General features: G+C 44.5%; 27 protein-coding genes. 14 read left to right on the top strand and 13 right to left on the bottom strand.

The features are described from left to right. Positions 1-10 precede the first annotated feature (10 nt). Entirely contained in the window at positions 11-1,513 is a 1,503-nt protein-coding gene (locus tag OCV50_RS04730; protein WP_239840524.1) for an arylsulfatase, read from the bottom strand. Between the two features lie 10 nt (positions 1,514-1,523). Then, positions 1,524-1,913 (bottom strand): DUF4345 domain-containing protein, encoded by a 390-nt coding sequence (locus OCV50_RS04725; RefSeq protein WP_261903828.1) that lies wholly within the window; start codon positions 1,911-1,913, stop codon positions 1,524-1,526. 140 nt (positions 1,914-2,053) lie between these two features. Between OCV50_RS04725 and OCV50_RS04720 the strand changes: the two genes are divergently transcribed. After that, the gene (locus tag OCV50_RS04720) at positions 2,054-2,821 is read left to right on the top strand and encodes a hypothetical protein (protein WP_261903827.1); all 768 of its coding nucleotides are present in this window, start codon (positions 2,054-2,056) and stop codon (positions 2,819-2,821) included. Between the two features lie 353 nt (positions 2,822-3,174). Continuing rightward, entirely contained in the window at positions 3,175-3,741 is a 567-nt protein-coding gene (locus tag OCV50_RS04715) for an outer membrane beta-barrel protein (protein WP_261903826.1), read from the top strand. Between the two features lie 54 nt (positions 3,742-3,795). Here OCV50_RS04715 and OCV50_RS04710 read toward each other — a convergent pair whose 3' ends face one another. Beyond that, positions 3,796-4,197 (bottom strand): globin family protein, encoded by a 402-nt coding sequence (locus OCV50_RS04710; RefSeq protein WP_239840520.1) that lies wholly within the window; start codon positions 4,195-4,197, stop codon positions 3,796-3,798. A gap of 207 nt (positions 4,198-4,404) precedes the next feature. On the opposite strand from OCV50_RS04710, the gene OCV50_RS04705 reads away from it, so the two are divergent. The 4 genes from OCV50_RS04705 (at position 4,405) to OCV50_RS04690 (ending at position 7,297) form a co-directional block, all read left to right on the top strand. After that, the gene (locus OCV50_RS04705; RefSeq protein ID WP_261903825.1) at positions 4,405-5,307 is read left to right on the top strand and encodes a DMT family transporter; all 903 of its coding nucleotides are present in this window, start codon (positions 4,405-4,407) and stop codon (positions 5,305-5,307) included. A 303-nt stretch (positions 5,308-5,610) separates the two neighbouring features. Continuing rightward, entirely contained in the window at positions 5,611-6,051 is a 441-nt protein-coding gene (locus OCV50_RS04700) for an acetylxylan esterase (RefSeq protein WP_261903824.1), read from the top strand. 33 nt (positions 6,052-6,084) lie between these two features. Next, positions 6,085-6,579, top strand: coding sequence for an acetylxylan esterase (locus tag OCV50_RS04695; protein WP_261903823.1), 495 nt, complete (start codon positions 6,085-6,087; stop codon positions 6,577-6,579). Next, positions 6,569-7,297, top strand: a complete 729-nt coding sequence (locus tag OCV50_RS04690) for an esterase family protein (RefSeq protein WP_239840516.1) — start codon at positions 6,569-6,571, stop codon at positions 7,295-7,297. Before OCV50_RS04695 ends, OCV50_RS04690 begins: the two co-directional genes overlap by 11 nt. A 59-nt stretch (positions 7,298-7,356) precedes the next feature. Here OCV50_RS04690 and OCV50_RS04685 read toward each other — a convergent pair whose 3' ends face one another. Further along, positions 7,357-7,908, bottom strand: coding sequence for a DUF1439 domain-containing protein (locus OCV50_RS04685; RefSeq protein WP_261903822.1), 552 nt, complete (start codon positions 7,906-7,908; stop codon positions 7,357-7,359). A gap of 130 nt (positions 7,909-8,038) precedes the next feature. Here OCV50_RS04685 and OCV50_RS04680 point away from each other — a divergent pair, with 130 nt between their 5' ends. Continuing rightward, positions 8,039-9,373, top strand: coding sequence for a sigma-54 dependent transcriptional regulator (locus OCV50_RS04680; protein ID WP_261903821.1), 1,335 nt, complete (start codon positions 8,039-8,041; stop codon positions 9,371-9,373). Positions 9,374-9,503: 130 nt separating this feature from the next. On the opposite strand, the gene OCV50_RS04675 is transcribed toward OCV50_RS04680, so the two are convergent. Further along, positions 9,504-11,288 carry a hypothetical protein gene (locus tag OCV50_RS04675; protein ID WP_261903820.1) on the bottom strand — a complete coding sequence of 595 codons (1,785 nt, stop codon included), beginning with the start codon at positions 11,286-11,288 and terminating at the stop codon, positions 9,504-9,506. 292 nt (positions 11,289-11,580) lie between these two features. Between OCV50_RS04675 and OCV50_RS04670 the strand changes: the two genes are divergently transcribed. Next, positions 11,581-12,000, top strand: coding sequence for a thiol-disulfide oxidoreductase DCC family protein (locus OCV50_RS04670; RefSeq protein WP_261903819.1), 420 nt, complete (start codon positions 11,581-11,583; stop codon positions 11,998-12,000). A gap of 21 nt (positions 12,001-12,021) precedes the next feature. On the opposite strand, the gene OCV50_RS04665 is transcribed toward OCV50_RS04670, so the two are convergent. Further along, positions 12,022-13,110, bottom strand: a complete 1,089-nt coding sequence (locus OCV50_RS04665; RefSeq protein ID WP_261903818.1) for an alpha/beta hydrolase — start codon at positions 13,108-13,110, stop codon at positions 12,022-12,024. A gap of 219 nt (positions 13,111-13,329) precedes the next feature. On the opposite strand from OCV50_RS04665, the gene OCV50_RS04660 reads away from it, so the two are divergent. The 3 genes from OCV50_RS04660 to OCV50_RS04650 all read left to right on the top strand — a co-directional run bounded on the left by OCV50_RS04660 (position 13,330) and on the right by OCV50_RS04650 (position 15,776). Further along, positions 13,330-14,034 carry a response regulator transcription factor gene (locus OCV50_RS04660; RefSeq protein WP_261903817.1) on the top strand — a complete coding sequence of 235 codons (705 nt, stop codon included), beginning with the start codon at positions 13,330-13,332 and terminating at the stop codon, positions 14,032-14,034. Positions 14,035-14,067: 33 nt separating this feature from the next. Next, on the top strand, positions 14,068-15,390 hold the full coding sequence (locus tag OCV50_RS04655) for an ATP-binding protein (RefSeq protein ID WP_261903816.1): 1,323 nt from the start codon (positions 14,068-14,070) through the stop codon (positions 15,388-15,390). Positions 15,391-15,488: 98 nt separating this feature from the next. Continuing rightward, a complete protein-coding gene (locus tag OCV50_RS04650; RefSeq protein WP_150871603.1) occupies positions 15,489-15,776 on the top strand; it encodes a Bor family protein in 288 nt (95 codons plus the stop codon). Between the two features lie 100 nt (positions 15,777-15,876). Here the strand turns inward: OCV50_RS04650 and OCV50_RS04645 are convergent, their stop codons facing one another. Together OCV50_RS04645 and OCV50_RS04640 are read right to left on the bottom strand one after the other, a co-directional pair. Continuing rightward, positions 15,877-16,143: a DUF5062 family protein gene (locus OCV50_RS04645; RefSeq protein WP_032549558.1), complete on the bottom strand. Its 267-nt coding sequence runs from the start codon at positions 16,141-16,143 to the stop codon at positions 15,877-15,879. A 147-nt stretch (positions 16,144-16,290) separates the two neighbouring features. Next, positions 16,291-16,626 (bottom strand): zinc ribbon domain-containing protein YjdM, encoded by a 336-nt coding sequence (locus OCV50_RS04640; protein WP_239840508.1) that lies wholly within the window; start codon positions 16,624-16,626, stop codon positions 16,291-16,293. Positions 16,627-16,833: 207 nt separating this feature from the next. Between OCV50_RS04640 and OCV50_RS04635 the strand changes: the two genes are divergently transcribed. Continuing rightward, positions 16,834-17,082 carry a DUF3297 family protein gene (locus tag OCV50_RS04635; protein WP_239840507.1) on the top strand — a complete coding sequence of 83 codons (249 nt, stop codon included), beginning with the start codon at positions 16,834-16,836 and terminating at the stop codon, positions 17,080-17,082. A 43-nt stretch (positions 17,083-17,125) separates the two neighbouring features. Here OCV50_RS04635 and OCV50_RS04630 read toward each other — a convergent pair whose 3' ends face one another. The 3 genes from OCV50_RS04630 to OCV50_RS04620 form a co-directional block, all read right to left on the bottom strand. Next, on the bottom strand, positions 17,126-17,458 hold the full coding sequence (locus OCV50_RS04630; protein ID WP_261903815.1) for an AzlD domain-containing protein: 333 nt from the start codon (positions 17,456-17,458) through the stop codon (positions 17,126-17,128). Next, positions 17,455-18,174, bottom strand: a complete 720-nt coding sequence (locus OCV50_RS04625) for an AzlC family ABC transporter permease (protein WP_261903814.1) — start codon at positions 18,172-18,174, stop codon at positions 17,455-17,457. Before OCV50_RS04625 ends, OCV50_RS04630 begins: the two co-directional genes overlap by 4 nt. 93 nt (positions 18,175-18,267) lie before the next feature. Beyond that, positions 18,268-19,095, bottom strand: coding sequence for an AraC family transcriptional regulator (locus tag OCV50_RS04620; protein WP_032549563.1), 828 nt, complete (start codon positions 19,093-19,095; stop codon positions 18,268-18,270). 388 nt (positions 19,096-19,483) lie between these two features. On the opposite strand from OCV50_RS04620, the gene OCV50_RS04615 reads away from it, so the two are divergent. Further along, positions 19,484-22,792 (top strand): EAL domain-containing protein, encoded by a 3,309-nt coding sequence (locus OCV50_RS04615; protein WP_261903813.1) that lies wholly within the window; start codon positions 19,484-19,486, stop codon positions 22,790-22,792. A 135-nt stretch (positions 22,793-22,927) separates the two neighbouring features. Continuing rightward, the gene (locus OCV50_RS04610; RefSeq protein WP_261903812.1) at positions 22,928-23,269 is read left to right on the top strand and encodes a hypothetical protein; all 342 of its coding nucleotides are present in this window, start codon (positions 22,928-22,930) and stop codon (positions 23,267-23,269) included. Positions 23,270-23,421: 152 nt separating this feature from the next. Here OCV50_RS04610 and OCV50_RS04605 read toward each other — a convergent pair whose 3' ends face one another. Next, positions 23,422-24,345: an aminoimidazole riboside kinase gene (locus OCV50_RS04605; protein ID WP_261903811.1), complete on the bottom strand. Its 924-nt coding sequence runs from the start codon at positions 24,343-24,345 to the stop codon at positions 23,422-23,424. Positions 24,346-24,374: 29 nt separating this feature from the next. Beyond that, entirely contained in the window at positions 24,375-25,493 is a 1,119-nt protein-coding gene (locus tag OCV50_RS04600) for a carbohydrate porin (RefSeq protein WP_152468380.1), read from the bottom strand. Positions 25,494-25,551 lie beyond the last annotated feature (58 nt).

The raw sequence follows: 25,551 nt of genomic DNA, 5'->3' as shown, positions 1-25,551 counted from the left end.
TGATACTTAATTAGTTACCCACACCACCGGTATTTTCTGGTTGGGTTTCTGGCGTTTTAGGTGGCCACTCTTTGAAGGTAGCAAGGTGCTGTTGTACTGCGGCTTGCGCAGGACCAAATGCCCACATTTTTTGCCCCATCCACTTCAAGTACATACCCGACTCTTCTGCCGCTCGCTCATATGGATCGCGTCGTAAGTTGAACAGTAGCGGTGCATTAAGCTCCTCTTTTGGACCACTCCAACCATGATTCTGAACCACGAAGTGTGCCTTCCAATCTCCGACTCGAACCGCTTGCAGCTTGTCACGTTCGTAGTAGTAAATCTCTTTACGATTTGACTCACCCTTCTCCGTCAACATATCAACTTGGTTATAGCCATCGAGGTGCGCTTTAAACCCATCGTGACCTTTCAGCATTTTCTCTTTTAGATCCGCTGGACCGCCAGCAGCTGCAACGAGGGTTGGTAACCAGTCCATACCATCGAAGATGCCGTTGCCCACACTACCTGCAGGGATCTTACCCGGCCAACTTACTAGAGCCGGAGCACGAACACCACCTTCCCAGGTAGTCCCTTTTTCTCCGCGATATGGCGTCATACCACCATCTGGCCACGTCATGATTTCTGGGCCATTGTCAGCCGTAAAAATGATAATGGTGTTATCAGCGATGCCGAGCTCCTCCATTTTGGCGAGCATTTCACCCACATGATCATCGAGATCTTTCATCACGACTTCTTGCAGTCCCCAACCATTTTGGCCAAGCATAGCTTCGTATTCAGGAGAAAGATGCGTCCAGACATGACCACGTGATGGACAATACCAAGTGAAGAAAGGCTTATCCGCTTCGACAGCTCGTTCAATGAAGTTTATCGCGTGCTTATTCACTTCATCGTCCAGAGTACGCATACGCTCGATTGACAGTGCACCATCATCTTCAATGGTTTGCCCACCCTTGCCATCAGACTTTGCATAAATCACATTGCGAGGAGCAAATGCATCCAACGAACCGTCTTTTGGCCAATCTGGATCTTCGGTGTATTCCATCGCATTCAAGTGATACAACCAACCCCAATACTCATCAAAGCCGTGCATTGTCGGTAAGAATTCGTCACGGTCACCTAAGTGGTTTTTACCAAACTGACCTGTCACATAGCCCATGGTTTTGAGGATTTCTGGCAGCGTTGGCGTGTCAGCATGTAAACCAACTGGCCCACCAGGTAAACCGACAGTATGCATACCTGTTCTAACAGGCAGTTGACCAGTCAAAAAAGCGGAGCGACCTGCTGTACAAGAAGGTTGGGCATAGTAATCGGTCAGTAGCATGCCCTTTTCAGCAATACTATCAATGTTGGGAGTCTGACTGCTCATCACACCGTTGTGATACGCACTTAAATTTGAAATACCAATATCGTCGGTGAAAATAACGAAGATGTTAGGTTTGTCTTGAGCCGAGAAAGCAGACAGAGACCAGCTTCCCATAACGACCATCAACAGCAAGTGAAGCATCCTTTTCATAGTTCGTTCCTTATGCATTATTAGACTGTTCATTCATAACCATTTTTATACCCACCAGGCCAAAGCCAATTTCAAGCCCTAGATACACCACTAACAGCCAGTGTGGCATACCATCGACAACCAAACTGAATACTCGCCCTGCAGCGAGACCCAACATAAATATGACCAAGCTATAAAGAGCCGACAGACGGTATTTTTGAATCATTGCACCCGCGAGCCAAAACAGTACCAGAGCTAAATAAAGCCCCATCACCGCTCTAAAGATATGAGACACATTGGTTGGGGTTGCATCAATAGCGAAAAGATAATCAAGCGAAACCGTTGGCGCGTAGCCGTAAGAGAGGGCAATGGGCGTGAGCCCAAGGGCAGCAACAATGAGAAAAATACTCTGTGGATTCATGCGATTGCTCTTTATTTGACCTGTTTCTGAAAACATAGCCTACAATCAAAAATAAACAAGTTGCATAGCCAGCAAGTCTGCGTTCACTCATGGTTATTCAACATCACATTTATACATTGGAACGTTATAGGGATATTTATATGGCTCGATGGAAATACCTACTTGCTCCTCTTCTCTGTACAAGCTTTATCAGTCAGGCTCAAAGCGCCGAAGGTCATGATTCAACAAAGCAGTGGCAGCACAGCATAGAAATCTATGCTCTGGCTCTTAATATTCGAGGCGATACTTCAATTGCTAACCTCTCAACCGATGTGGATGTCGATCCCTCTTTTATCATGGATCATCTCGATATGGGTGCCATGCTCAGGCTGGAAGGTATTTACGACAATCAATGGGGCTACTATATCGATTACAGCTTTATGAAGCTAAGCGGTAAAGCTGACTCAATTGTTGGTAATGCTGGGCTCTTAAAAGGTGAGGTCGACATTCGACAAGGCGTACTCGAAACCAAGGGCTTCAAACGTTACCAGTATGACTTCGGCATGATTGATTACATGGTGGGCTTTCGATGGTGGGATAACGATATCGATACCAAGCTCTACTCTAGTGGCGGGTTGATCAACAACTCACGTTCTTTGGATGAAGATTGGATTGACTATCTCATTGGCGCTCGTTGGACACAAAAACTCAATAGTGATTGGCACGTTCATGCCAGCATAGATATCGGCTTTGGCAGCGACACTGATTTTACATCGGGGATATTATTGGGCACACGCTACCAGATTAACGATTGGTCTGACTTAAATATTGCCTATAAATCAACCTGGGTGGACTACAGTAACCCGGGGACATTTAGCTACGACACCGCGTCTCAAGGGTTCTTAGTCGGTTGGGCTGCTCATTTTTAAATCGCTTCTAACTTATCGATGAGTTTAACACTGACAGATCACCCAACCGAGCGTTTAATTTTAATTAAACCTATCCGATTTCAAGCCTCTTCAAGCTCTAGTAATAACCGATTTACTAGAGCTTACCATCCCGCATTAAGTGATATAAAAAATCGCTAAAACACTAATATTCAAAAGCTTAACAAGCATCGAACACAAATCACTTCATCTAAAAAAACATATTTTGAGCCTTTGAAACCACCCGACTTTGTATTGAGATATTTAATCATTCTTAATTCAATTTGAACGGTGTTTTTTATTTTCAAAATGCCGCTAGAATCCTCCCCCGAAATTTATCAACCAGAGAGAAAACAATGAAAAAGTTAGTCTTAGCGATGTGTGTTATAGCATCAACTTCAGCGGTAGCATCAAATGAAATGTATGCGTTAGGCGGGGTAGGTATCGATAGTAGTGATGTGGGCGGTCAATTTACTTTCGGAAGCCAAATCATGCAAAGCAACTGGTATATCGATTCGACATTGCTTGCGATTAGTGTAGATGAAAAATCGAGCTATAACTCCGGTAACGACACGGTACACCGAAAAGAAAAGTTCGATACATTGATGCTCTCAATAGCACCAATGTACAAGCACAACTTCAGCAACAACTTCGCTATTTTTGGTAAAGTTGGAGCGCTCTACTCACACTCAGATACCAAGCTCACGTTTAGCTCGAATCAAGGTACTGAAGTAAAGAAAGGCTCTCATGGTGATCTTGGATTAACTTATGGTATTGGCGCAGAGTACAAGTCAACAAAACCGGTATTTGGTCACTCTAAATTGCTTACTCGTATAGGGTTTGACTGGTACGAGTTTGGTGGTTCAAGCAGTTGGTACACCACCGATTCTGTATTTGGTATCCAGACGGGCTTTACCTTCTAATCGAGCCCCCTGTTACCCTTGATTAAGCCTCGTGAAACACGAGGCTTATTTGATTTAGACAACACACTCTTTCTTCATAATGCTCAATCCTAATCTCAGCGTTTCTGTCCATGCCGCATCCACGCTCTCATCGTACAAGGGATCGAACTTTTTCACGGTATTGAGCAGCGCGTCAAACCAAGCATTAAGCTCATCTTCAGAGATATTGAGGCCTAAGTTCTTATGGCGTCTACCCAGGTTTTTCACCGAATTACGAACACTGGGCAAAGATGCAGAATTGTAGATTAAGATGATCGATGCCTTGAGCATTTTGGTTTGCTCTTCTAACCCAACGCTGGCAAACCGCTCAGAAAACCTTGGATTATGTTCACAGAAGTCACTGAGGAACACTTCCAAAAACTCTTGATCGATTCGGCATCGTTGAAAGCTCTCATAAAACCGTTCGCTGTGATCCATTTCGCTCTCCTTAAAAGTCTTCCCTTATCATTATATGCAGCATTACTATAAAAAGAGTTGCATAATTTATTATGACTGTAAAACTACAACTACAACTACAACTACAAGAGTAAAGAAAAAGAATAATTTTCAATTCGCTTACGTTAACCAAACGCAATTAGGGTATGATTCGGTTTCAGCTCTTCTATCACTCACAAAGACGACCCTATGCCTTCAATATCATTTTCATTCATCCCCGTTGGGGTTCGCTTTATGTTGCTCTCCGCATTAGGCTTTGCACTGATGTCCGCGTGCGTAAAGTACGTGAGCAACTACGGTATCCCCGTCTTTGAAATTGTCGCGGCTAGGGCTCTGGTCTCTCTTATAATTAGTTATGTTGATGTGAGACGTAAAGGAATCTCTGTTTGGGGTAACAACAAGCCTCTGTTGTTTGTGAGAGGTGCCGTAGGTACCGCAGCACTGATGTGTGTTTACTATGCAGTAACAACACTGCCTCTGGCGGAAGCGACCATTCTTCAATACGTGCACCCCGTATTCACTGCCCTACTTGGCGTTCTTTTTCTCAAAGAGCGTGTGCAAACCTCAACCATGATCTGTATCGCGTTTTGTCTTGCGGGTCTGTTTGTCATGGTTCAACCAAATATGAACAGCGACATTAGCAACGAGCTGCCTCTGTTTAGCATCATGGTCGCGCTAATTGGTGCGTTTGGTAGCTCAATTGCCTACGTGATCGTGCGTAAGCTCAGTCAAACCGAAGATAGCTCAGTGATCATCCTCTACTTCCCTATGGTGGCTTTGCCGGTATCAATCGCATTGATTTGGAATGACTTTGTATGGCCAAGCTTCTTTATCACTATCATGCTCGTACTAGTCGGTGTGTTTACGCAAATTGGACAATATGGACTGACGAAAGCAATGCAGACTCAAGCAGCAGGCAAAGCCTCAGCCTACTCCTATGTACAGATTGTCTTTTCGGCACTGCTTGGGGTGTGGCTATTCAATGAAGTTCCATCCATTTGGACCTACCTAGGTGGTGGATTAATCGTGACAGGTGCATTAATTAACGTCTTCGGAAAGCAACTATTAAAACCTTTCCAAAAAACGCAATAACCATAATTAAATCGTCAGCACAATACATCGAGCTTTACCAAAAAGTCGCCCTCTACGGCGACTTTTTCATTAAACCTTCCTTATCAACTCCCCCAGTAACTCCATAAATTGCAGCCTTTAAGGGTCATTTCACGCTTTTTATCTCTAAATAACCAACTAATAGTCTATAAAACAATAAGGGGCTAGATGCATACATTGCTCAATTGAGTTGTGGTCTAGCTCAAACAATGCGTTCGCAATAAGCATGTAATATTAAGTAGTTAACGTTTTTCTTTCCACGCTGATAACCGTAGCGAGATGCCAGTGACTCTTAGACATAATTACGACTTCGACCCGACCTATGGATACGACTTAGACCAACTGTTACAAGTTGAATCTAGCTCCACACCAGCCGACTTCGCGTACTTTTGGCAACAAAAATATGAGCGCGCTATGCAGGTAACGCCCTATGTCAGCTTGCAAGACACTGGGCGAATTGTGAATCACTGGCGTGTATTTGATTGCTACTACAACTCAACCGACGGCATGAGAATCGGTGGGTGGTTGTTACTACCAGAAAAAGAAGAGATCCACTGTGCTGTAGTTTGGGCGCATGGTTACGGCGGACTTGATGAACCAGATACCAGTTGGAAGTTAAGGCACACGGCCATGTTAGTTCCATGTGTACGTGGAATCAGCCGCAGCCAACATCACCCAATCTCTGACGATCCCTACTGGCATGTGCTACACAACGTTCAAGATTGAGAACACTACATCATCGGCGGATGCGTTCAAGATTTGTGGTGTGGTATCTCTGCGCTACTGACGCTGTACCCAAACCTTAAATACAAAATCGGTATGATAGGTAACAGCTTAGGCGGCGGCCTTGCTATCTTTGCCAGCGCCTTTGATAAGCGCATTAAACGTTGTCACTTCCATGTTCCAACGTTTGGCAACATCGCACTCAGACTAACGATGCCAACCATCGGCAGTACACAAGCACTCATCGACTTTGGCAATCAAGCACTGCTTGCGCGCAATCTTCCCTATTTCGATACCTCATGTGCCGCTAAGTTCATTACACAACCCTCTCATTGGGGGGTGGCACTCTTCGACCCTTATGTTGCTCCTCCCGGTCAATTCAGTGCTTATAACGCCTGCAAAGGTGATAAAGAACTGTTTGTATTAGAAGCTGGTCACTTTATTTACCGAGGAGAAGGTAAACAGCGTCGTGAACTGCGTAAGAACGTCGAAGCCTTCTTTAAAACGTTGGGGAATTGCGATGAATCGTGAGTACCACAAATGGTGGAGCCCTAACCTCAATCGTAATATGGAGTTGCTCATCTTTGGTCATGCAGGTGCGAAAGTCTTGGTCTTTCCAACACGCACAGGACGTTTCTATGAGTATGAGAATTTAGGATTGGTCGATTCCGTTGCCGAGAAAATCAACGCTGGTCAACTGCAACTCTACTGTGTAGACAGTATTGATACCGAAAGCATGTACTGTTTTTGGGCGCATCCATTTGGCCGAATGCATCGCCATTGTCAGTACGAAGAATACATATTACGAGAGGTTCTGCCACTGATGGCCAAAAAAAACAGCCATCCTTGCACCATTTCACACGGGTGCTCATTAGGAGCCTATCACGCCGCCACCCTATTTTTCCGCCACCCTCATCTATTCCAAAAACTGGTCGCGTTCTCTGGTCGCTATGACCTCACTTGGAGCACCGAGTCGTTTCGAGATCTTTTTGACGGCCAGTACAATGATGAAATCTACTACCACACTCCAACTCATTTCCTACCGGGTTTGCCACCATCCGATCAACTCACCCAAATTAGGAACAGTGACATTGTTTTTGCAATCGGTAAGGAAGATCCTTTCTTACAAAACAACCACCAGCTCAGTCGTATTTTGAATCAGAAAGGTATTAAACATCGAATGTATGAGTGGGACGGAAGAGCGCATCGAGGACGTTATTGGCGTAAGATGATCCCGCTTTATCTTTGATTCTATACCGCTCTGCCTCTAAACCTATTTAAGGAGGATCACCTCACTTGCCAGCAGACTTAATCAAACAACTCTATGACTAGCTTGTTGTTTTGAATAACCAGATTCGGCTCCGCTGACTTCAAAAGCGCTTCCTGTACTTTAGCACCGTCAAGTTTATAGACAGGTTGTTGAGACAGTGCCAATCCAATCATGGACACGGCGGGTTGCAATAGATTAGCGATATTTTCAGGCAGCTGTTTACCGTTTTCATTGAAGTTTTCTAAACGCAGTGATTTTAAGTACACTTCCCCACTTTCTTTGTCATATTCAGGGACAGCGCTGAACTCGATATCCAGGTCTAGCCCAAGATTTTGCATATTGAATACCTGAACCTGCGCATTGGTATTCGCAAAGATGGACACGCGATCGGCATCTGCTCGCCCAATTTTTACTTGCAAATCTTCGACTGCAACCTGCGCATACATCATATTTTCGACACCAACGGATTGGTTGATTTCCACTGACTCTTGCAAGTAATCGGTCATATCCTTTTCAGTGATGCTATAGCTTGCACAACCACCTAGCAAAGCCACTAACGGAAGAACCAACCATACAATTTGCTTCGACATACTCTCTTCACTCCAACGACTTATCTTACTTATTATAAACAACACGCAATAATGACAATAATATCATTAATAGAAATACGAGGACTTCCAATCTACTATTAGAGAGGGCAAATATAAGTAAAGCGAACCTATGATGCAGATGTCAACCGAACAAAAAGACAGACGATGCGCTGTCGTACTTTGTCATGGCAATCATACCTTGCTTCATGATTGGGTAGATTCGTTACGACGTGAGCATTGGGACATCGTCAAGGTAAACACCATGGACGCCCTAACTAACGTGTTAGAAACACACAAAATACCGGTTGTTATTGTGTGCCTTGATGAGCCCGTCACCAATGCAACCTGTCAGTCTCTCATTATGCTTAAACAGAGGTTTTCGAACCTCGGCTTGATAGGTATTTTTAATGACAAGCCTTCCCGTAACCTTTCATTTATTCATCACTGCTTTTGGGACTATTTCCACCACCCGATAGATGCAAAGTGGCTTGCCAAAAGCTTAGGGCACTTATTGGGCATGACCGATGGTGAGCCCGTAAAACACCACCTAACTGAAAGAGAAAAACGTTACCGATTGATTGGCGAATCAAGCGTCATTCAAGATATAAAAGCGCAAATAGATAAGGTTGCTCATTCAACTTACCCCGTTTTGATTCAGGGTGAAACCGGAACGGGAAAAAGCTTATGCGCAAGAATGATCCACAACCAATCACCGCGTAAACATCAACCGTTTGTCGCCTTGAACTGTGGCGCTATCCCTCACTCTCTAATTCATTCAGAGCTTTTCGGCTATGAGAAGGGCGCGTTCACTGGCGCGGCGAAGCGCTATATCGGTCACGTGGAGCGCGCACAAAATGGCACGCTGTTCTTGGATGAAATCGGGGATCTAGAACTCTCGCTGCAAACGTATCTACTGCACTTTCTAGAGAATCATCACATTGAACGCTTAGGCAGTAACAAGCAAATCGCGATAAATTGCCGAGTTCTGTTTGCCACTAATATCAACCTTGAACAAGCCGTGGCTGCTGGTCGATTCAGGAAAGACCTTTTCCATCGAATTAATGTCCTAAACCTTGATATCCCGCCACTATCAGAACATCGTGAAGACATCGAGGCGCTAGTGCATTTCGAACTCCAGAAAAATCACGCCAGCCACTTTTCCATCTCGAGAAAAACACTCAGTACGCTTAAACAATATCAATGGCCGGGAAATATTCGGGAGCTATTTAACGCCGTGAAAAGAGCGGTGGTTTACGCTGATCACTCACGCCTTGAAACTCGACATATGCAGCTTGCATTTAAGGAACCACACAGCAGTAACTTGGTGGAAGATACGTTAACCGCAGAGCACATCAAACAAACTATCGAACAACAACACTACAACATTTCAGCGACCGCTCGTGCTTTGGACATCTCACGAACCACTCTATACAAACTGCTCAAACTGCACCGCATTAGTTATTAAACGACGTTGGGTATTGAAACAGCATTGGTCATTAAAACAGAATCGATTCTTGATACAGAGCCTATGATTTAAACGGGATACGCAACTAAAAAGGCAGCCGAACGTTCGGCTGCCTTTTCATTCAGGTTTGTTATTCAACGAATGGGCACACATCACATGTCGCTATGTTGGATGTCTCCATAAATGCTTCTTGCAAGAATAGAGAATCAAACGTTGCGGTGACCTGATTAGATAGCATGCCATTGACTCCACCTGGCAACACATTAGGAGCATATGTGTTGGTCACTGTCGTACACACTTGTCCTATCGCGTCATCGAAGTTTGGAATCCAATCACCACTGCCATCTTTACAACCATACAATTCTGGCGAGTCGTTCAAAGCTGCACACGTGTTACCGACACCACAACTGGTCACATCCGCTAAGCCATCACATTGCTTCGCAAAGTCGAGGTAGTAATTGGCATTGATAACATCAGCAGGAAGGTCGTTTCGATCAAGAGAACCGTCTTGATTGTCACTCAACGCCTCAATTGCTAGAGGTATGTCACCCGTATTACAGATCTCAACATTGTATGTTTTCTTCAATACAACTTGATTGCCCTCAACCTCTAAGAAGCTATTACACGCTTTAGAGATCTCGACCATAGGGCTGAGATCGAGCGGCGGACAGTTATAAGCGACGGGTTCTTGAGCGGAAACAATCAATCCATCAAGATTGACAGAGCCATCTACAGTACCCACAGCGCCGTTGGTCGGAGACAGATAACTGCCACTCACCATAAACGACTCACCAACGCTCCAAACTCCGTCTCCATCATTGCCGATTTGAGGAATCACACCCGCCAAAGCGACGTCAGAGATAAAATCAATTTCGTAGTTACCCGTAGTACCTAGCGTACCCGGCCCTGAATTCGTCACTGTCACTGTGTAGTCAATGTTGAAGTTACCATCCACGGTAATGGATGAAGTATTACATTGCGCTGCTACATTGATACTACACAAACTAAATGAACCAACAACAAAGTCGGCTAGCGAAGCATCAATCGATCGAGAGGCGCGTGATTCAACTAAGAAACTACTGAAACAAGGAATTTGGGTGACACCAAAGTCATCTTGCAGAAGTTTGGTTAAGTTCAAACGTCCTTCAACAAAACTTTCAATAGGAATCTCGGTTGTTTCGCCTGTTTTCGCTTCATATTCCCAACCCGCAACATTAGGCAGTGGAATCGCTCCAATAGAGGGATCGTTAGATATTGCACAGATCTTATCCACTCCAACCGCTCCACTTCCGCAGCGAGCACCGACAAAACCGGCAGATTTAGGGTCACCAGCCGTTTGGAATAAACGAGTTAAGTTGTCTGTCACATCACCATTACCAAAATCCCACTGCAGAACTTCAATGTATGGATTTCCCGATGCCGATTGAGGAAAAGAAATCAGTACCAGAATGTCCCCATTGACATGCTGACCAGAGAAGCTGCCCTTAGTGCTTCCTTGTGGTAAGCCTATTTGATCTTGTAAAAACCAAAAGCCTATGTACATATCACCATTATTCGCATAACGATCTGCCCCGAAATAGATCAATAGATCCCCTTCGCTCTCAAACGCTGCCGCGTAACCATTGGTGAAGTCATCCTTAGGTTGCGGGGATGCAGTCCTGAATGCCCAGTCGGTAATATCTGAGTCATCCTTAGAACCACCTTTCCAAAAGATTTCATCCGCACCATTTCTATCTTTTTGGAAAAACTCCGCGATTCCTACCATATTTTGCTGAACGTTGACGTCATCCCAGTCAATGCCAGTGTCAGTACTTGATGCGTCCCCATCAAGCTCCAACACGTCGACCGTCGCCCCAACGTAATATGGGGTAACCATCAACAGTGCAATACTGAGTAAGTATTTTATGCCTTTCATATCCTGCCTCCATGTAAACCATCATCGCCTTTCTGTTTAAGCCCACTAAATTAAGGCGCAGATGGTGAATAGCAGAGTTCAAGAGGCATGAATCACGCCACAAGCTAACATAATGTAAGTTAAAGGTTTTTTTGATCTACCATCGTGAATTTAACTTCAAAATGCAGACATATTGTTCAACGTCCACACCTTTTCCTTTAAACACAGTAAGATAGTGATCTGGACAGTCTGTTAAGGAGTACCAATAACTAAGTTATTCTTTAATTATTGGTAAATAGAAGGAAGCGAGAGAATGAACGCTCATGAGGCAAAGCCAAAACTGACGATTTTTTATGACGGGACTTGCCCACTATGCTCGAAAGAGATGGCCGCTCTAACTAAACACGATACTAAAACCACCATTAAGACCGTTGATATTTACAGTGATGAATTTTCTCAATATCCGAACATAGACGCCAACGCAGCCAACACCATTTTGCATGCTGTGAATGATAAAGGTGAGTTGATCTTGGGATTAGACGTGACGCATCAAGCTTGGAGTTTGGTAAGTAAAGGGTGGTTGTACGCTCCACTGCGCTGGCCACTGGTTAGGCCTCTGGCTGACTGGTGTTACTTGCGATTCGCCAATAATCGCTACAAGATTTCTTATTGGCTAACTGGCGTATCACGCTGTGATGGCAATAGTTGCAAAATAAACAGTGACGCCAAATGACGTCACTGCGTTTTATCCTCACTACTCAATGTTAGTGATGAATTGATACTTATCTGAATCCGCTTTGGTTATCCAGTGCTGTCCATTAAATGGTGCAGAGTCGAGAGTAAACAGGTAGAAATCTATGCCCTTATCACCCATGACTGTGTTGAAGTAGGTCGCTTGCTTGCGGTGACTCTCATCTGTGTATGGGAAATCTTTCGCTGTCTTATCAGCCGAACCCCAACTGTGAACACCGATTTGCTCCAACGTTTCAAAGTTATCCAACTGCTTCGCACGCTGCAGTGTACGCGTTTTTCCAGCGGCAAATAGATCGGTACCGCCTGAGAACACTGAGCCATTCTTTGTAACTACAGTGTGCATGTTGTTTTTGTGGATCAATAGACCCGTATACATGTTAATGTCATCGTCAGCACTTCCGCCAATATGGTTATCGAACTTCACCGTCATTTCTTGACCAATATGGCTTTTTACAATCTCTTTTAACTGCAAATAGGTCGTGAGACCGAGAGTCGAATTTGCTCTACTGCCATCGCTATTCAGCCCTGCTAAGCGGAAAAAGTCATCAAAGGCGAAAGTTGTCGTTATATCAACTCGCCCATCTCGCTCTACAGCCGTCAAGATTGTTGAACCGATCGATCCAATCTCTTCGATTCCATTGGTGTAATACTCAAGCAGCACTTCTTGCTTGCCATTTTGTGTTTGTGATTGAATTAATGTCTGCTCACCAGAAACCGTTCGTTTGTCGCTACGACAGTCGAAACCATCTAGCACACCATTTTTCGGTAAAACAAAGCAACTTCCATTATCAACACTGAGAAGAACATCGACTTTGTTTCCATTGCTGTCCACAAGCTTTGCCAATACTTCATCACTACCAAAACCCTCAGAGAACTCTGTCGTTTCATAGACGGCCCCATCAAAGGTAAGCCTAATCCCCTCAAAAAAATCCATGCGATCACTCACTGTCTCTTTCAAAGCATCTTCAGTGAATTTGTAATCCGCGACAGGCTTGTTCACTTTCGCTTTATGAGTCCCGTTCGAGCTAGAGTTACACCCCGCTAGTACAATCAACGGTAAGGCTAATAATAGGTTTCGATATTGCTTCATAATTTCTCTCCAATGTTGGTATGGAGAGAATTCTATGGAACGTTTTTGTCATTAGCTGTCTGAATGATGTATGGAAATGTCGTACTGCATCATTACAATACATTTCCATGTTTTATAATAAAGCACACAAAAAAGAACAAACTATAAACTTAGCTTCAGCAATTTACACTGAACCAATGTTCTTAACCTAAGCCTTTCATGCATTACGGTCGCAGATTTATGACACAACATACCATGCTCATCGTTGAAGACGATTTGAAACTGCAGCAGCTATTAAAGAGTTACTTTGTTACCCAAGGTTTTCACGTGACAACCTTAGATGATGGCAGTGAAGCCATCGACCACATGCTAGACCACCAGCCCGATATTGTTCTGCTTGATTTGATGCTGCCTGTCGCAGATGGACTGACAATTTGCCGACAGACGCGTACAAAATTCCTCGGTAAGATTTTGATGCTAACTGCCAGTGATGATGACTTTGACCACGTTGCAGGGTTGGAGACTGGGGCTGATGATTATGTGACTAAGCCTATCAAACCACGAGTTTTGCTTGCACGAGTAAGAAGTTTATTACGACGTGTTGAGCCCGCTGACCCCGTCAGTGAGGATAAAGACCAAATCACCTTCGGTCAGTTAGTATTACAAAACAAATACAAACGATGTGAATTAAACAGCAATCTTGTCCCACTCACAGACAGTGAGTTTGACCTACTTTGGATCCTTGCGAATCAGCCCGATATTGCGCTATCCAGAGATACTCTGACCCAAGAGTTACGCGGTATCGAATACGATGGATTCGATAGAACGGTAGACAACAAAATCGTGCGTCTTAGAAAGCTGCTTGGTGATGACAACTCTCCTGCGGAAAAGATCCAGACACTACGCGGGAAAGGCTACCTGTTTGTCTCCACGGCTTGGGGCTAATTTGCGTTAACTCACCCAATAACGAAGAGAACAATGAAACGCATATATCTAGAATCAATCATCGGCCTGTTTGCCTGTTTTATGGCGAGCATTTTTGCTTATGAAGTCACCGTCTATCAGTGGACAACCGACTACGAGTTTGTCTTATACGACTACGAGGCGTTGGCGCATCAGCAGCTCATTAGCAACATCGCCACCAATCAAGGTGTTGAGGCGGCTGAAGAGGCCATCACTCAATTTGCCGACATGACTCGACATATCGTCACCACTTTTCCTCTTGGGGAAGGTGTGCCTTCTGACATTCTCGAATTTTTCAAAGCTCAGTCAGATATGCCGATCCTGTTTGATGATGATAGAGATCTCTGGTTCCACTTTGCTGGCTCCGATTCTATATACCGTTACGCACCAGACGAAGACGCCTTTGTACGACAGAAAATTCAGTTCGAAGATGATCTCTTGTGGCTGTTCTTCATTCTCAGCTTTGTCGTTTATACCTCTGGCCACCTATTTGTTATTTACCGCCGAGTGAAAAAGCTAGAGCGCGCAACGTTGAGCTTTGCTGCAGGTGATTTTTCAACGCGAGCAGTCACAAATAGCGGCAGTGCAATCGGTACACTTAATCGCTCATTTAACCTTATGGCAGACAAGATTCAGCACCTAATAGACAGCAATCGAGCACTAACCAACGCCGTTGCCCATGAGCTTCGAACGCCTGTGTTCCGTATTCAATGGCAAGCTGAACTGCTAAAAGATACGCCTCTCAACCAAGAACAAAGAGAGACCATCGACAGTATTGTTGAGGATACCGAAGAGATGGAAGGCATGGTGGATGAGTTGCTCTATTTTGCCAAACTTGATAATCAAAAATTGGATTTAGAAAAGAGCAGTTTTGAACTCTCAACTTATGTGGACAAACTGATACCACGTTGGCAAAAAGAGACCAAATTAACACTAGCCCTGACTTCGAATTTGAGCAGCGATCAACAGTTGGAAGCCGATAAGCACCTGCTCAAGCGTGCGCTCGATAACGTTGTCCGTAACGCTTTCAAGTTCGCAGAGACTCAAGTCGCCATCCATCTTGTTGATAGAGATAAATACGTCTGCATTGAGATCCACGATGATGGCCCCGGTGTTGACGAAGAGCATCTCGCTCACCTGTTTGAACCTTTTTATGTGGGTAACAAGGCGCGTAACAAAGGGAAAAGTGGCCACGGCCTTGGCCTCTCGATTGTAGAAAAGATCTGCCAACAACATGGTGGACACGCTAACGTTGGTCACAGTACTTTATTGAATGGTGCCATGTTTAGTTTGTGTTTACCGAAATGTAATTCAGAGCCTGACAAACCTATACAGTAACAAAATAAGAACTTTGGAATAATTGACTCCATCAACGGTTAACTCACACCGCTTAAGTGTGAGCTGATTAAAAACATGATTATTAAATGGAGAAAACAATGAAGAAGCTAATTCTTATCGCGGCACTGTCTATGGTAGCAACAGGTTGTGCTCAACAAACATTTGTTATGGCGCCTGATGAAGCAGAAGTAACAACAGATGCACCGCAACACTTCTTTATTAATGGCCTAGCGCAAGAGAAAGAGATCGATGCGGCAAAAGTATGTGGTGGTATCGACAAAGTTGCTAAGGTTGAAGTACAAGAAACGTTTGTAAACGGCCTGCTACGCACAGTGACTTTTGGTATTTATACACCACGTGACGCGCGAGTTTACTGCAAAGCGTAATTAATACCCAGGTATTGAATAACAACTTCAAGACTTTTGACATGCAAAAAAATCCCCAACCAGTGGCTAGACTGATTGGGGATTTTTGTATTCGCTAAACTTATTTAAGTGGATCACCTTCAGGCAATGCACTGTGAATCCACACCGCGAGGCGCTTTTTAATATCCTTACCTTCCTGCTTGTCGGCAGGCAGAGGAGTAATTTGCTTTGCATCGACTAAAAACAGGTAGATAGCCTTTGCTTTCACCGATTGTGACATACTCGGATCATTGAGCTTAAAGCCTTGCATTTCAGCCAGCTTAGTTCCGACTTCCATTGCCTTTTTAAACAGTTTATCTTCGTTTTGCAGCTTAGTGGTCTTCGACATTCCGTCACCTTCGTTGTTACAAAGCAGTGACTTCAGTATATATCATTTATTTACGTCGACTTTTTGCATACCTAGCACTTTCGAACAAAACAAATATCGGTTTTGAGGGGCAATACACAGTCTCACCCTACTCACCAAAACAACGAACTACGCCTTTTTTACATACTTGGCGGTCACCATCATCTCACCGGCACCATCAAGCTTACAATCTAGCTGATGATCCTTGCCATCGTTCATACGTTTAATCACGCCTTTAGTACCGATCTTCAACACTAACGAACTGCCTTTTACTTTTAGGTCTTTAGCCAGTGTGATCTTATCCCCTTCCGCCAACAGGCTGCCATTGGCATCTTTAATATTTAGCTCGCTCTCTTTCGCGACTTCTTCAGGGTTCCACTCATAAGCACATTCAGGACAAATAAGATGGCTTTGGTCTTGATAAACATATTCAGAGCTACAGCTCGGGCAAGGAGGGAAAGACATAGTAATTACTTCCAAATACAAATTTATGTTACATGGTAAACGCTCTGTCTATGCATGGCGAGGAGATTCGGCAAACGCGAGGGATTGTTAGAGTCTAGTACTCTTTCAACACTACAAAATAACCCTAGAATAATGACAACTTTTCTTGATGCTCAGGTCTTATTTTGTCTACAATGACGCACTTTTTATTTACTGTAAGTAAGCATCATGACAGATAACACATCAAAGCCAGCTCTACCAGATCGTCTAGCAGGTAACCCACGCAGCCCGCACCACGTAGCTGAGTGTTTCGAGCACCACATCGGCATTCGTCTAAACGGTAAAGAGCGTACTGACGTTGAAGAGTACTGCATCAGCGAAGGTTGGGTAAAAATCCCTTCACCTAAAGCGCTAGACCGTTTCGGTCGTCCAATGCTAATCACATTGAAAGGCACAGTTGAAGCTTTCTACAAGTAAGCTGAGAACACGAAAAAACAGGGCTCATATGAGCCCTGTTTTATTATGAGTGAAACAGATAATCGACCAATACCAAGTTATACAAAAGAAACACCCCCATACTGAGCAGGATGGTAACTAGCACATTACCCGTTTTCCAAATCAGCAGAAAGGTCATCAATGCCGCTATCAAGTAAGGGTTTTCCGCACTCACCCACAGTGATTTCTCTGGCGCGAAAACAATAGGCCCCCAAATCGCCGTCAATACGGCTGGACCAGAATAACGCAGCAGCCTACGTGCTGAGCTATTCAAACGAAGAGGTACTGCGGGCTCAAGAAACAAGTAACGACTCACAAACACAATCGCGGTCATCAAAAGAATGGTCAACCAGATCATGATGATTCTCCCTCTGTTGCCGAATGCGTTGAAACATCTCCATCTTTATAACTTTCACATAGAAAGCCGGAGAGCATGCCCGCAATAGATGCCACCATTAAGGCTCCCTCAACTTGATTCACCGTGAGCACCACAGACACTAACAGTGACACCAAAACGCACACAATGACCGGCATGGTATTAATTAGTGGGAACACCAGAGCGATAAAGGTTGCAGCAACGGCGAAATCAAGACCGATTTCATTCAGAGAAGGAATTTGACTGCCCGCGACGATGCCGACAAAGCTCGCCATATTCCAGAACAGATAAAACACACCTCCGACACCTGCCGCATACCAGCGATTGAACTCTTGTTTCGATTGACCACTGCATATCGCGAACAGTTCGTCCGTGAGCCAAAAACCCAGCAACAAGCGCCAGCGTGTAGGCAAATCACTGATTTTATCGCGCATGGAAACGCTATATAAAAAATGACGCGATGTAATGAACAGAGTGGTCAATAACATAGTGCCTAAGCCAATTCCGGCTTTAAACATACCTGCTGCGACTAACTGCGCTGAGCCAGCAAACAAAATCGCAGACATTGCTTGTGCTTGAAGCGGATCAAGCCCCGCATCTATGGCGTACGAACCCGCCAATATTCCCCATGGAATCACCGCAATACTCAGTGGCATCCCGGCTAGTGCCCCTTTCCAAAGCTGAGATTTTCTCGTCATATTGATACTTCCATTTCAAATCTATTAAACCTTGGGAACAATTTAGTCAGCCTAGCTTATGCGCGATTGTACAAAATTGCTGAATACTGAGCGTCACAGCATCTTGATGTACTGACCCGGCGTATAACCGTTAGCCTTCTTAAAGTGTCGATGAAAATGACTCTGGTCGTGGAAACCGCACTCTTGTGCTGTATCCGAAATAGAATGCCCTCTCTTAAGCAAGGTTCTCGCCAGGCGCAGTCGAGATTGAATCTGATAAGCGTGAGGCGGCAAACCAAACTCTTTTTGGAATGAGCGCACCAAATGATAGGGGCTCAATGCCGCCAACTTTGACAGCTCTTCCAACGAGACATCGGCTTGCGGAAAGTCATCGAGGAATTCTTTTACTAACACCAGTTGTCGCTGCGTTTTACTGTCGAGTTGAGGTTTGAGTGGGCTTTTCCCATGACGACTGATGAGTTTTACTAACATGCCGTACATTAGAGTTTCACGTAGTAAGCGATTGTCTGACTCATCAATCGTGTTGAAGACCAAACGCAACTGATTCGCGAGCTCAGGATCTTCAACCACTGCGCGAGGAAAGTAGGGAGCACCATAGTTAGGTAGGTTAAGCTCTTGGGTAATTTTGGCCAGTTGCTCCGGGAGTGGATACATTGCACGATACGCCCATCCGCCTTCAGTGGCCGAGTGCCCGCTATGCACTTCATCGGCATTCACTAAGATAATCGCATCTTGAGGCGCAACATGATGGCCACCAGTACGATAGAAACGTTGGGCGCCCTGCTCAATCACGCCAAGCGTATACCCTTCGTGGCTATGGCGAGAGAAATTCTGCTTTTCGTATTCAGCGTTCAAAATCTCAAGGCCACCAAGCTCTTCGGTGATCTTGTAATCCGCCTTTTCCTTCTTCGCCTTTTTCATCGCCCTATTCCTTCAGGTAGCGCCTTCCTTTGAATCTATCAGTGTACTTTATAAGTTAACCAAGCTTTTGTACAAAATTGCGGTTTTTCTCGGTGAAAAACATTAACAATTGCGCAATTGAAATAAATCTCCAGCTTAGATTCCACCATCAACATCAATCTCTGTATCCCATCAAAACATGACTCACTTCATAACTCTCTATGCGAACTGTGTATGGATAGCTAACGAGATCACGCTCCCATAATTGAGAATTTGCGTTTTTCTCACACAAATAAATAATACAAATAAAACCAATAACAAGGCCGTTAGTATTATGAGCGACTCTCTACCCAACTCCATAATGAGCTTACAAAATGGACGTCCAACCATAGCCGTTTTGGTGGGTTCTATGACGTCCCATTACCACGAAGGCATCATGCGAGGTGCCGCCCATGTAGCAGAGCAGCATAATTACAACATCATCGGCTTTTGTGGCGGTGTAATAAAGTCCACAGACCATTTAACACTGGCAAGAGATAAAGTATTCGATCTAGTCAACATGAAGCTTATTTCAGGAGTTATTAGTCCATTCAGTTCCCATATGCGCTTTGTTAATGAGAAAGAAAGCGCTGAATTCATTGAGCAATTCTCTGATGTTCCAATCGTTAACATTGGCTGTAAAATCAGCCCATATACCAGTATCTCAACCGATTATGAAACCGGATTTTCTGAGCTCTTTGACCACTTTGTCAACGTTCATCATTTTCGTAATATTCTGTTGATTCGTGGCCCGGAATATCACGCCTCTTCCGAAAAAAGAATGCACATCTACAGAGAACAACTAGAAAAATACGATATTCCTTTCGACCCAGATCTCGTGCTCTATTCCGATCTGAAAAAACGTTCCGCCAAGCAAGAACTTGAACAATTTTTGTCTGACAAAAACAAGCCTATCGACGCCGTAATTACCATTAACGACAATCAAGCGTTGGGAGTCGTTGAAGCCTGCCAAGAGTTAGGTATTAAGGTTCCTCAAGACCTAGCGGTTGTGGGCTCGATGGACACACTAGAGGGCGCATTCTCGGAACCACCGCTGACAAGTATTCGAGAGCCTCTTTTCGAGTTAGGTCGAGCTGCTGCCATAGAAGTCATTGCGCAAATTGAAGGGCAGCCTCCGTTAGATGAAGTGAAAATTCCAACGTCATTGGTTATTCGTGAATCATGCGGTTGTAATACGCAAGAGTTTAGTCGCCATCAAACACCCAATAACGGACTCCGGGATACCGGAAAGCAAGCTGTCTTCGATGATACTCATAACCACATTGTTCATGTCATTGCTCAACATAAGGGCGCAATCAGCAATGAGCGTGTGGAATGCGCTTTGGCGTCTTTTCATCAGGCACTAGAAAGCAACGACTATGCTGACTTATTGATGCTTTTAAAACAGAACTTAGACGACTCGTTGGAGTCTGACGACGTCCTGTTCTGGCTTGAAGTCGCATCAAAATTTCAGATCAATGCACTGCGTTATCTTGAGCTAAGTTCTAATCCGGCAAAGTTAACAACGTTTATTGCCGAGCTCACCACACTTAAAAATAGAATTGAACAAACCGCGATTAAATTTCAGAGCTTTGAAACCGAGTATTACCTCAATTACTTTCGCGCTATCGTGAATAACCTGAACGCCTCTTTCGACCTTGGGACAATCAAAAAATACGCCATTGATATTCTCAAGCTCTCTGAAATGTATATCTCCATTTTCAATGATGTCCATGCCGACACTCTGACGGCAACCAACATAATCTCGGTTCGCAATAAACAACCGATTATTTCAGACAAACAGGTATTCAATGCCAATCACTTGATCCCGAGTAGCGTTGACGCCTACCAACAGCGCTACTCCTTAATGGTGTTTCCACTTTCTTTTGCCAACAAGCCCATCGGCTTCATGACCGTGAATTTGAGCAATCGTAAAGGCACCGCCTTTGAAAACCTGCGCGCCATTATTAGCTCTGCTCTTAAAAACGAAATGCTGATTCAAGATCTCAAAAAAGCGGAAGAGAGGTTCAGCGATATTGCCCACAGTACGTCAAACTGGCTTTGGGAGACCAATATCGATGATCGCTTCACCTACTGTTCTCACTCTTCCAGCGAAATCATTGGATATCACCCTGCAGATCTTATCGGAATGCCCATTAACCAGTTCAACATTCAAGACAGCAACAGCTACTTAAAAGCGATGCAAGGACAACAGAATCTGGTTGACGTTGAATGCTGGTTCAAACATCAAGATGGGCGCATCGTCTGCTTACTCGTATCAGCAAAACCGATCACCAAGAACGGTGCTTTCAGTGGTTATCGCGGTGTGTTTGAAGACATCACAGAAAAACGCCTGCAAGAAGAAAAAATCAAGAATCTCGCCTATTCAGACGTATTAACAGGCCTGCCCAATCGCACTCTATTCCAAGACAAGCTAGATGAAACCATTCGCTTCTCTTCTCGGGATAACAAAAAGTTCGCCATTATGTTTATCGATCTGGATCACTTTAAATACATCAATGACTCGATGGGACACGCGGCTGGTGACCAACTCTTAGTCAAGCTATCCGAGCGTCTCAACCAATCGCTGCGCTCCAGAGATGTATTGGCGAGATTAGGTGGCGATGAGTTCGTTATTATCCTCCCTGATATTCACACTGAGCAGGAAGTTATCGATATTGCGCAGCGGATCTTTGCGAGCTTCAAAACTGAAATCATAGTGTGTGAGAAACCCATATTTGTGACACTAAGTTTGGGGATCAGTATCTTCCCAAATGATGGGCTCGATGCGGAAACCTTACTTAAACGAGGTGACAGCGCTATGTATCAAGCGAAGTCACAAGGCAGGAACGGCTATGCCTTCTACAACAAGCAGATTGAACAGAAGAGCATAAATAGAAATACCCATGAAGTGATTCTACGTGAAGCCATCGCCACACACAGTTTTGTGCTCCATTATCAACCGCAAGTCTCAGTCCAAACGGGGAAAATCATTGGCTTTGAGGTATTAGTGAGAATTCAAAACCGAGAGCTTGGCATTGTCCCTCCAAACAACTTTATCCCTTTAGCGGAAGAACTGGGTTTAATCGGTCAAATTGACGAATGGGTTTTCGAGAATGCTTGCGCGCAATACCATACTTGGCAATCTCAAGGGCTTTCCGATGTTCGGCTCTCCATTAACCTCTCTGCCATTCAACTGCGCAGCAATGCGGTTTTTGCCAAATACATCCACATCATGGAAACTCACAAAATCAACCCTCGAAACATTCAATTGGAGATCACTGAAAACGCACTGATCGATAATGAAGATGTTGCGCTAGAAGTACTGACAGGCTTCAAAGAGTATGGGGTGAGTATCGCACTGGATGATTTCGGAACGGGTTACTCTTCGTTGAGTTGCATTAATCTCTACCCGATCGACACAGTGAAAATTGACCGCTCATTTGTCTCAGATGCGATTGATAACAAGAAGAACCAAGCGATCATCAAAGGCACTAAGTTGATTGCGGATCAGCTCAATCTTAATATCGTCGCTGAGGGCGTAGAAACCCTATCTCAATTCAAAACCATCGCTCAACTGGGCTGCCACGAGATTCAGGGTTACTACTTCTATAAACCATTACCCGCCTTAACTGCACAACAGTTACTGGAAAAACAATCGAATGGATTAATGGTTTGAGCCAACTGAAAACGGCCACCAATGACAAACTGGAATTTAGATCTCGATTCGGTTGAGTTTGTATAAACGTTGACATAACCGTGGCTCAAGTGTGTTCACATCGGGCCACCTTCAACGTCTCGAAATGCAACTCATATGAAAAACATCGGTGCTCTTATACTGCTCCTAAGCCTAGTTGGCTGTACGCACAATCAATCCAAAGCCTTGAGTGCTAACACTTCTTCGGTCAACGTCTACGCACAATCCATGTCGAATATGCAGTTATGTGACACCCTTTACTATGGCCGACCAAGTAACCAAACACTTGCTGCAATTGGCGCAGAGTTTAACCGCCGTGGGCTGTCCAAAACATGGTGTGATGCCGAGGCCAATAAGCTCTACCTAACTCAAGCATTAGACTGGCTAGCACAACAAGCCGATAGCAATGACGAGCAAACTGAAAGTGACAACTCAGCCGTAATTCTGCCTGCAAATTGATCGCGACAACGGCCAACACGCAAAAATTGCGAGTAAGTACTTCTCGTACAGTATTTACGAATAAAGCAATACTGTGACTCATAGAACAAATAAGCCGCTCTCTATGAGCGGCTTTGTTATGGGATAGACACTTACATGGCTAACCTAGATCGCTAGCCCACTAGTTCAGTTAATTGTTGCAAAGAAGGCAGTGCTGTCATTGCGCCTTTTTGCGTGGTCGCAAGTGCGCCACAACCATTACCCCAATGCACCGCAGCTTCGACCTGAGACCATGAACACCAGTCATCGCTCTGAGACAGCTTGGCTAATAAGCCACCGACAAATGCATCACCAGCACCCGTTGTATCAACAACTTGATCTACTTTAGTGCCTTCAATCACTCGACGTTCACCATTGTAAACCGCCAATGCACCACGAGCGCCTAGCGTCACGATGATCAGCTTGTTAGGTGCAACATTTAGCGCGTCCAAAGCTGAATCTAGCGTTTCAGTACCGGTTAAGAACGTTAATTCCTCTTCAGAAAACTTCACCACATCTGCCAGCTCAACAGCACTCATCACAACTTCTTTGATTTGTGATGGTTCACCCCATACTTCTTCCCTCAGGTTCGGGTCAAAGCTGATATAGCCGCCTGCTGATTTCATTCGCTGCATCGCTTCAAGCGTCGCACTGCGAGAAGGTTCGTTAGCCAAAGCGATTGAACAGCTGTGCATCCATTGTCCATATGTAAATTTTGGGATGTCTTCGATGCTGAAAAACTGGTCGGCGCTTGGCTTAACCATAAAGGTGAAGCTGCGTTCACCATCATCATCTAGGTCGACAATCACAGTAGATGTTCGCTGAGCTTCGTCCAGAAGCATGTCATCGGTATTCACCTTCTCATCCGTTAGAGTTTGCTTCATAAAGCGCCCTAGCGGATCTTGCCCAACTCGACCAAAAAAAGCAGTATCACCGCCCAATCGAGAGATGGCCACAGCAACGTTTGCTGGCGCGCCACCTGGACATTTTAAATAACGAGTCTCGCCATCTGGAATCAAGTCCACAACAGCATCTCCAGTTACCCAAACCTTGTTCATATCACTTTGCCTCTCGTAACGACGTTAAATTAAAATTCGTAGAACAGACGTACACGAGCACCGAAATCGTCTTCTTCAGCAAAGGCTGATGCATCCGACTGCTGATCCAATTTGTTGTCGACGGTTGTGTAGTATGTACCTAGAAGAATTGAAAAATCTTGTACCTCCAGTACATCACGGAAAGCGTAAGATGCATACCATGTTGATACGTTTACGTCGCCTTCAGCCCAAGAAGAAAACTCTTTATTTTCATACTCATTGATAGAGTGAATGTAACCCAATCCAAAGTTATTCCACAGTGCATTAACACCTGCTGATAAGTTGTTTTCGTCAACAGCATCTAAGTAAGCAACGTTCGCATTTACTGTCCAATCACCGCTCGTCCAGTTACCAGTTAAGCCATAACCGGTACGATCTGAGATATCCACACCATCAGCGACAATTGCGTTAGAAACGAGATTGGTTTCAATCGAAGCAGCCACTTTGAAATCACCCATTTGGTAAGCGACAACAGGGCGAACTAAAAACGAATCTTTGCTCGATTCGATCTCTTTACCGTGGTACTTGCCATCAAGGCCGCCATCGAACAAGTTAGAGCGGTCACCTAACATTGCGCCAACTTCCACATACAAGTCACCAAAGGTTTGGCTGTACATGATTTGACCGTCTGAACCGCGACCACGTGCTTCTTTTGCTTGGTATGAATATGCTGAACCGTCTGAATAAAGATCATTCGCTGTATCTCCCGAGTACTCTAGGAAGACATCTAAGCCAACAGGAAACATATCGTAAGCTTCAAATCGACCCGCTTTAATTGCCCAACCGTCTTTTTTACCAAACTCAAAGTACGCATCATCCAATGCAATATTGCCTGTGCTCTCAAACAACGGTTGCGCTTTCACACCCACATAATGACCTTTGCTCGTGTACTTTTCGCCCGCAAACTCGATTAGAACGCGGCCGTCTTGGTTGAATTCGCTGTCATTGTTATCGTGTGACTCACGGTCTTGGTAGTTGAAATTCAACTCCACGTTACCACCGACAGAGAAGTTACCCTCTTCAGTATCAACAATGCTGATTCCAGCGTTCGCTGACATTGCAACCATTACGGAAGCCGCCGCAAGCGACATTTTTAGTGTATTTTTCATGTTAAACCCTATATTTTGGCAATAAGAGGCCCTCCCCGACGAGGGCCTTATTTTTTTG

The organism is Vibrio fortis (genome assembly GCF_024347475.1).
In the GTDB taxonomy this organism is placed as follows: Bacteria; Pseudomonadota; Gammaproteobacteria; order Enterobacterales; family Vibrionaceae; genus Vibrio; species Vibrio fortis.
Note: the sequence above shows the minus strand (reverse complement) of the source record. Positions and strands in the feature narration are given on the sequence as shown.

Bases quoted from the DNA above. Each gene is read 5' to 3' on its own strand.
- OCV50_RS04730 (WP_239840524.1), bottom strand. From the start codon at position 1,513: ATGAAAAGGATGCTTCACTTGCTGTTGATGGTCGTTATGGGAAGCTGG.
- OCV50_RS04725 (WP_261903828.1), bottom strand. From the start codon at position 1,913: ATGAATCCACAGAGTATTTTTCTCATTGTTGCTGCCCTTGGGCTCACG.
- OCV50_RS04720 (WP_261903827.1), top strand. From the start codon at position 2,054: ATGGCTCGATGGAAATACCTACTTGCTCCTCTTCTCTGTACAAGCTTT.
- OCV50_RS04715 (WP_261903826.1), top strand. From the start codon at position 3,175: ATGAAAAAGTTAGTCTTAGCGATGTGTGTTATAGCATCAACTTCAGCG.
- OCV50_RS04710 (WP_239840520.1), bottom strand. From the start codon at position 4,197: ATGGATCACAGCGAACGGTTTTATGAGAGCTTTCAACGATGCCGAATC.
- OCV50_RS04705 (WP_261903825.1), top strand. From the start codon at position 4,405: ATGCCTTCAATATCATTTTCATTCATCCCCGTTGGGGTTCGCTTTATG.
- OCV50_RS04690 (WP_239840516.1), top strand. From the start codon at position 6,569: ATGAATCGTGAGTACCACAAATGGTGGAGCCCTAACCTCAATCGTAAT.
- OCV50_RS04685 (WP_261903822.1), bottom strand. From the start codon at position 7,908: ATGTCGAAGCAAATTGTATGGTTGGTTCTTCCGTTAGTGGCTTTGCTA.
- OCV50_RS04680 (WP_261903821.1), top strand. From the start codon at position 8,039: ATGATGCAGATGTCAACCGAACAAAAAGACAGACGATGCGCTGTCGTA.
- OCV50_RS04675 (WP_261903820.1), bottom strand. From the start codon at position 11,288: ATGAAAGGCATAAAATACTTACTCAGTATTGCACTGTTGATGGTTACC.
- OCV50_RS04670 (WP_261903819.1), top strand. From the start codon at position 11,581: ATGAACGCTCATGAGGCAAAGCCAAAACTGACGATTTTTTATGACGGG.
- OCV50_RS04665 (WP_261903818.1), bottom strand. From the start codon at position 13,110: ATGAAGCAATATCGAAACCTATTATTAGCCTTACCGTTGATTGTACTA.
- OCV50_RS04660 (WP_261903817.1), top strand. From the start codon at position 13,330: ATGACACAACATACCATGCTCATCGTTGAAGACGATTTGAAACTGCAG.
- OCV50_RS04655 (WP_261903816.1), top strand. From the start codon at position 14,068: ATGAAACGCATATATCTAGAATCAATCATCGGCCTGTTTGCCTGTTTT.
- OCV50_RS04650 (WP_150871603.1), top strand. From the start codon at position 15,489: ATGAAGAAGCTAATTCTTATCGCGGCACTGTCTATGGTAGCAACAGGT.
- OCV50_RS04645 (WP_032549558.1), bottom strand. From the start codon at position 16,143: ATGTCGAAGACCACTAAGCTGCAAAACGAAGATAAACTGTTTAAAAAG.
- OCV50_RS04640 (WP_239840508.1), bottom strand. From the start codon at position 16,626: ATGTCTTTCCCTCCTTGCCCGAGCTGTAGCTCTGAATATGTTTATCAA.
- OCV50_RS04635 (WP_239840507.1), top strand. From the start codon at position 16,834: ATGACAGATAACACATCAAAGCCAGCTCTACCAGATCGTCTAGCAGGT.
- OCV50_RS04630 (WP_261903815.1), bottom strand. From the start codon at position 17,458: ATGATCTGGTTGACCATTCTTTTGATGACCGCGATTGTGTTTGTGAGT.
- OCV50_RS04625 (WP_261903814.1), bottom strand. From the start codon at position 18,174: ATGACGAGAAAATCTCAGCTTTGGAAAGGGGCACTAGCCGGGATGCCA.
- OCV50_RS04620 (WP_032549563.1), bottom strand. From the start codon at position 19,095: ATGAAAAAGGCGAAGAAGGAAAAGGCGGATTACAAGATCACCGAAGAG.
- OCV50_RS04615 (WP_261903813.1), top strand. From the start codon at position 19,484: ATGACGTCCCATTACCACGAAGGCATCATGCGAGGTGCCGCCCATGTA.
- OCV50_RS04610 (WP_261903812.1), top strand. From the start codon at position 22,928: ATGAAAAACATCGGTGCTCTTATACTGCTCCTAAGCCTAGTTGGCTGT.
- OCV50_RS04605 (WP_261903811.1), bottom strand. From the start codon at position 24,345: ATGAACAAGGTTTGGGTAACTGGAGATGCTGTTGTGGACTTGATTCCA.
- OCV50_RS04600 (WP_152468380.1), bottom strand. From the start codon at position 25,493: ATGAAAAATACACTAAAAATGTCGCTTGCGGCGGCTTCCGTAATGGTT.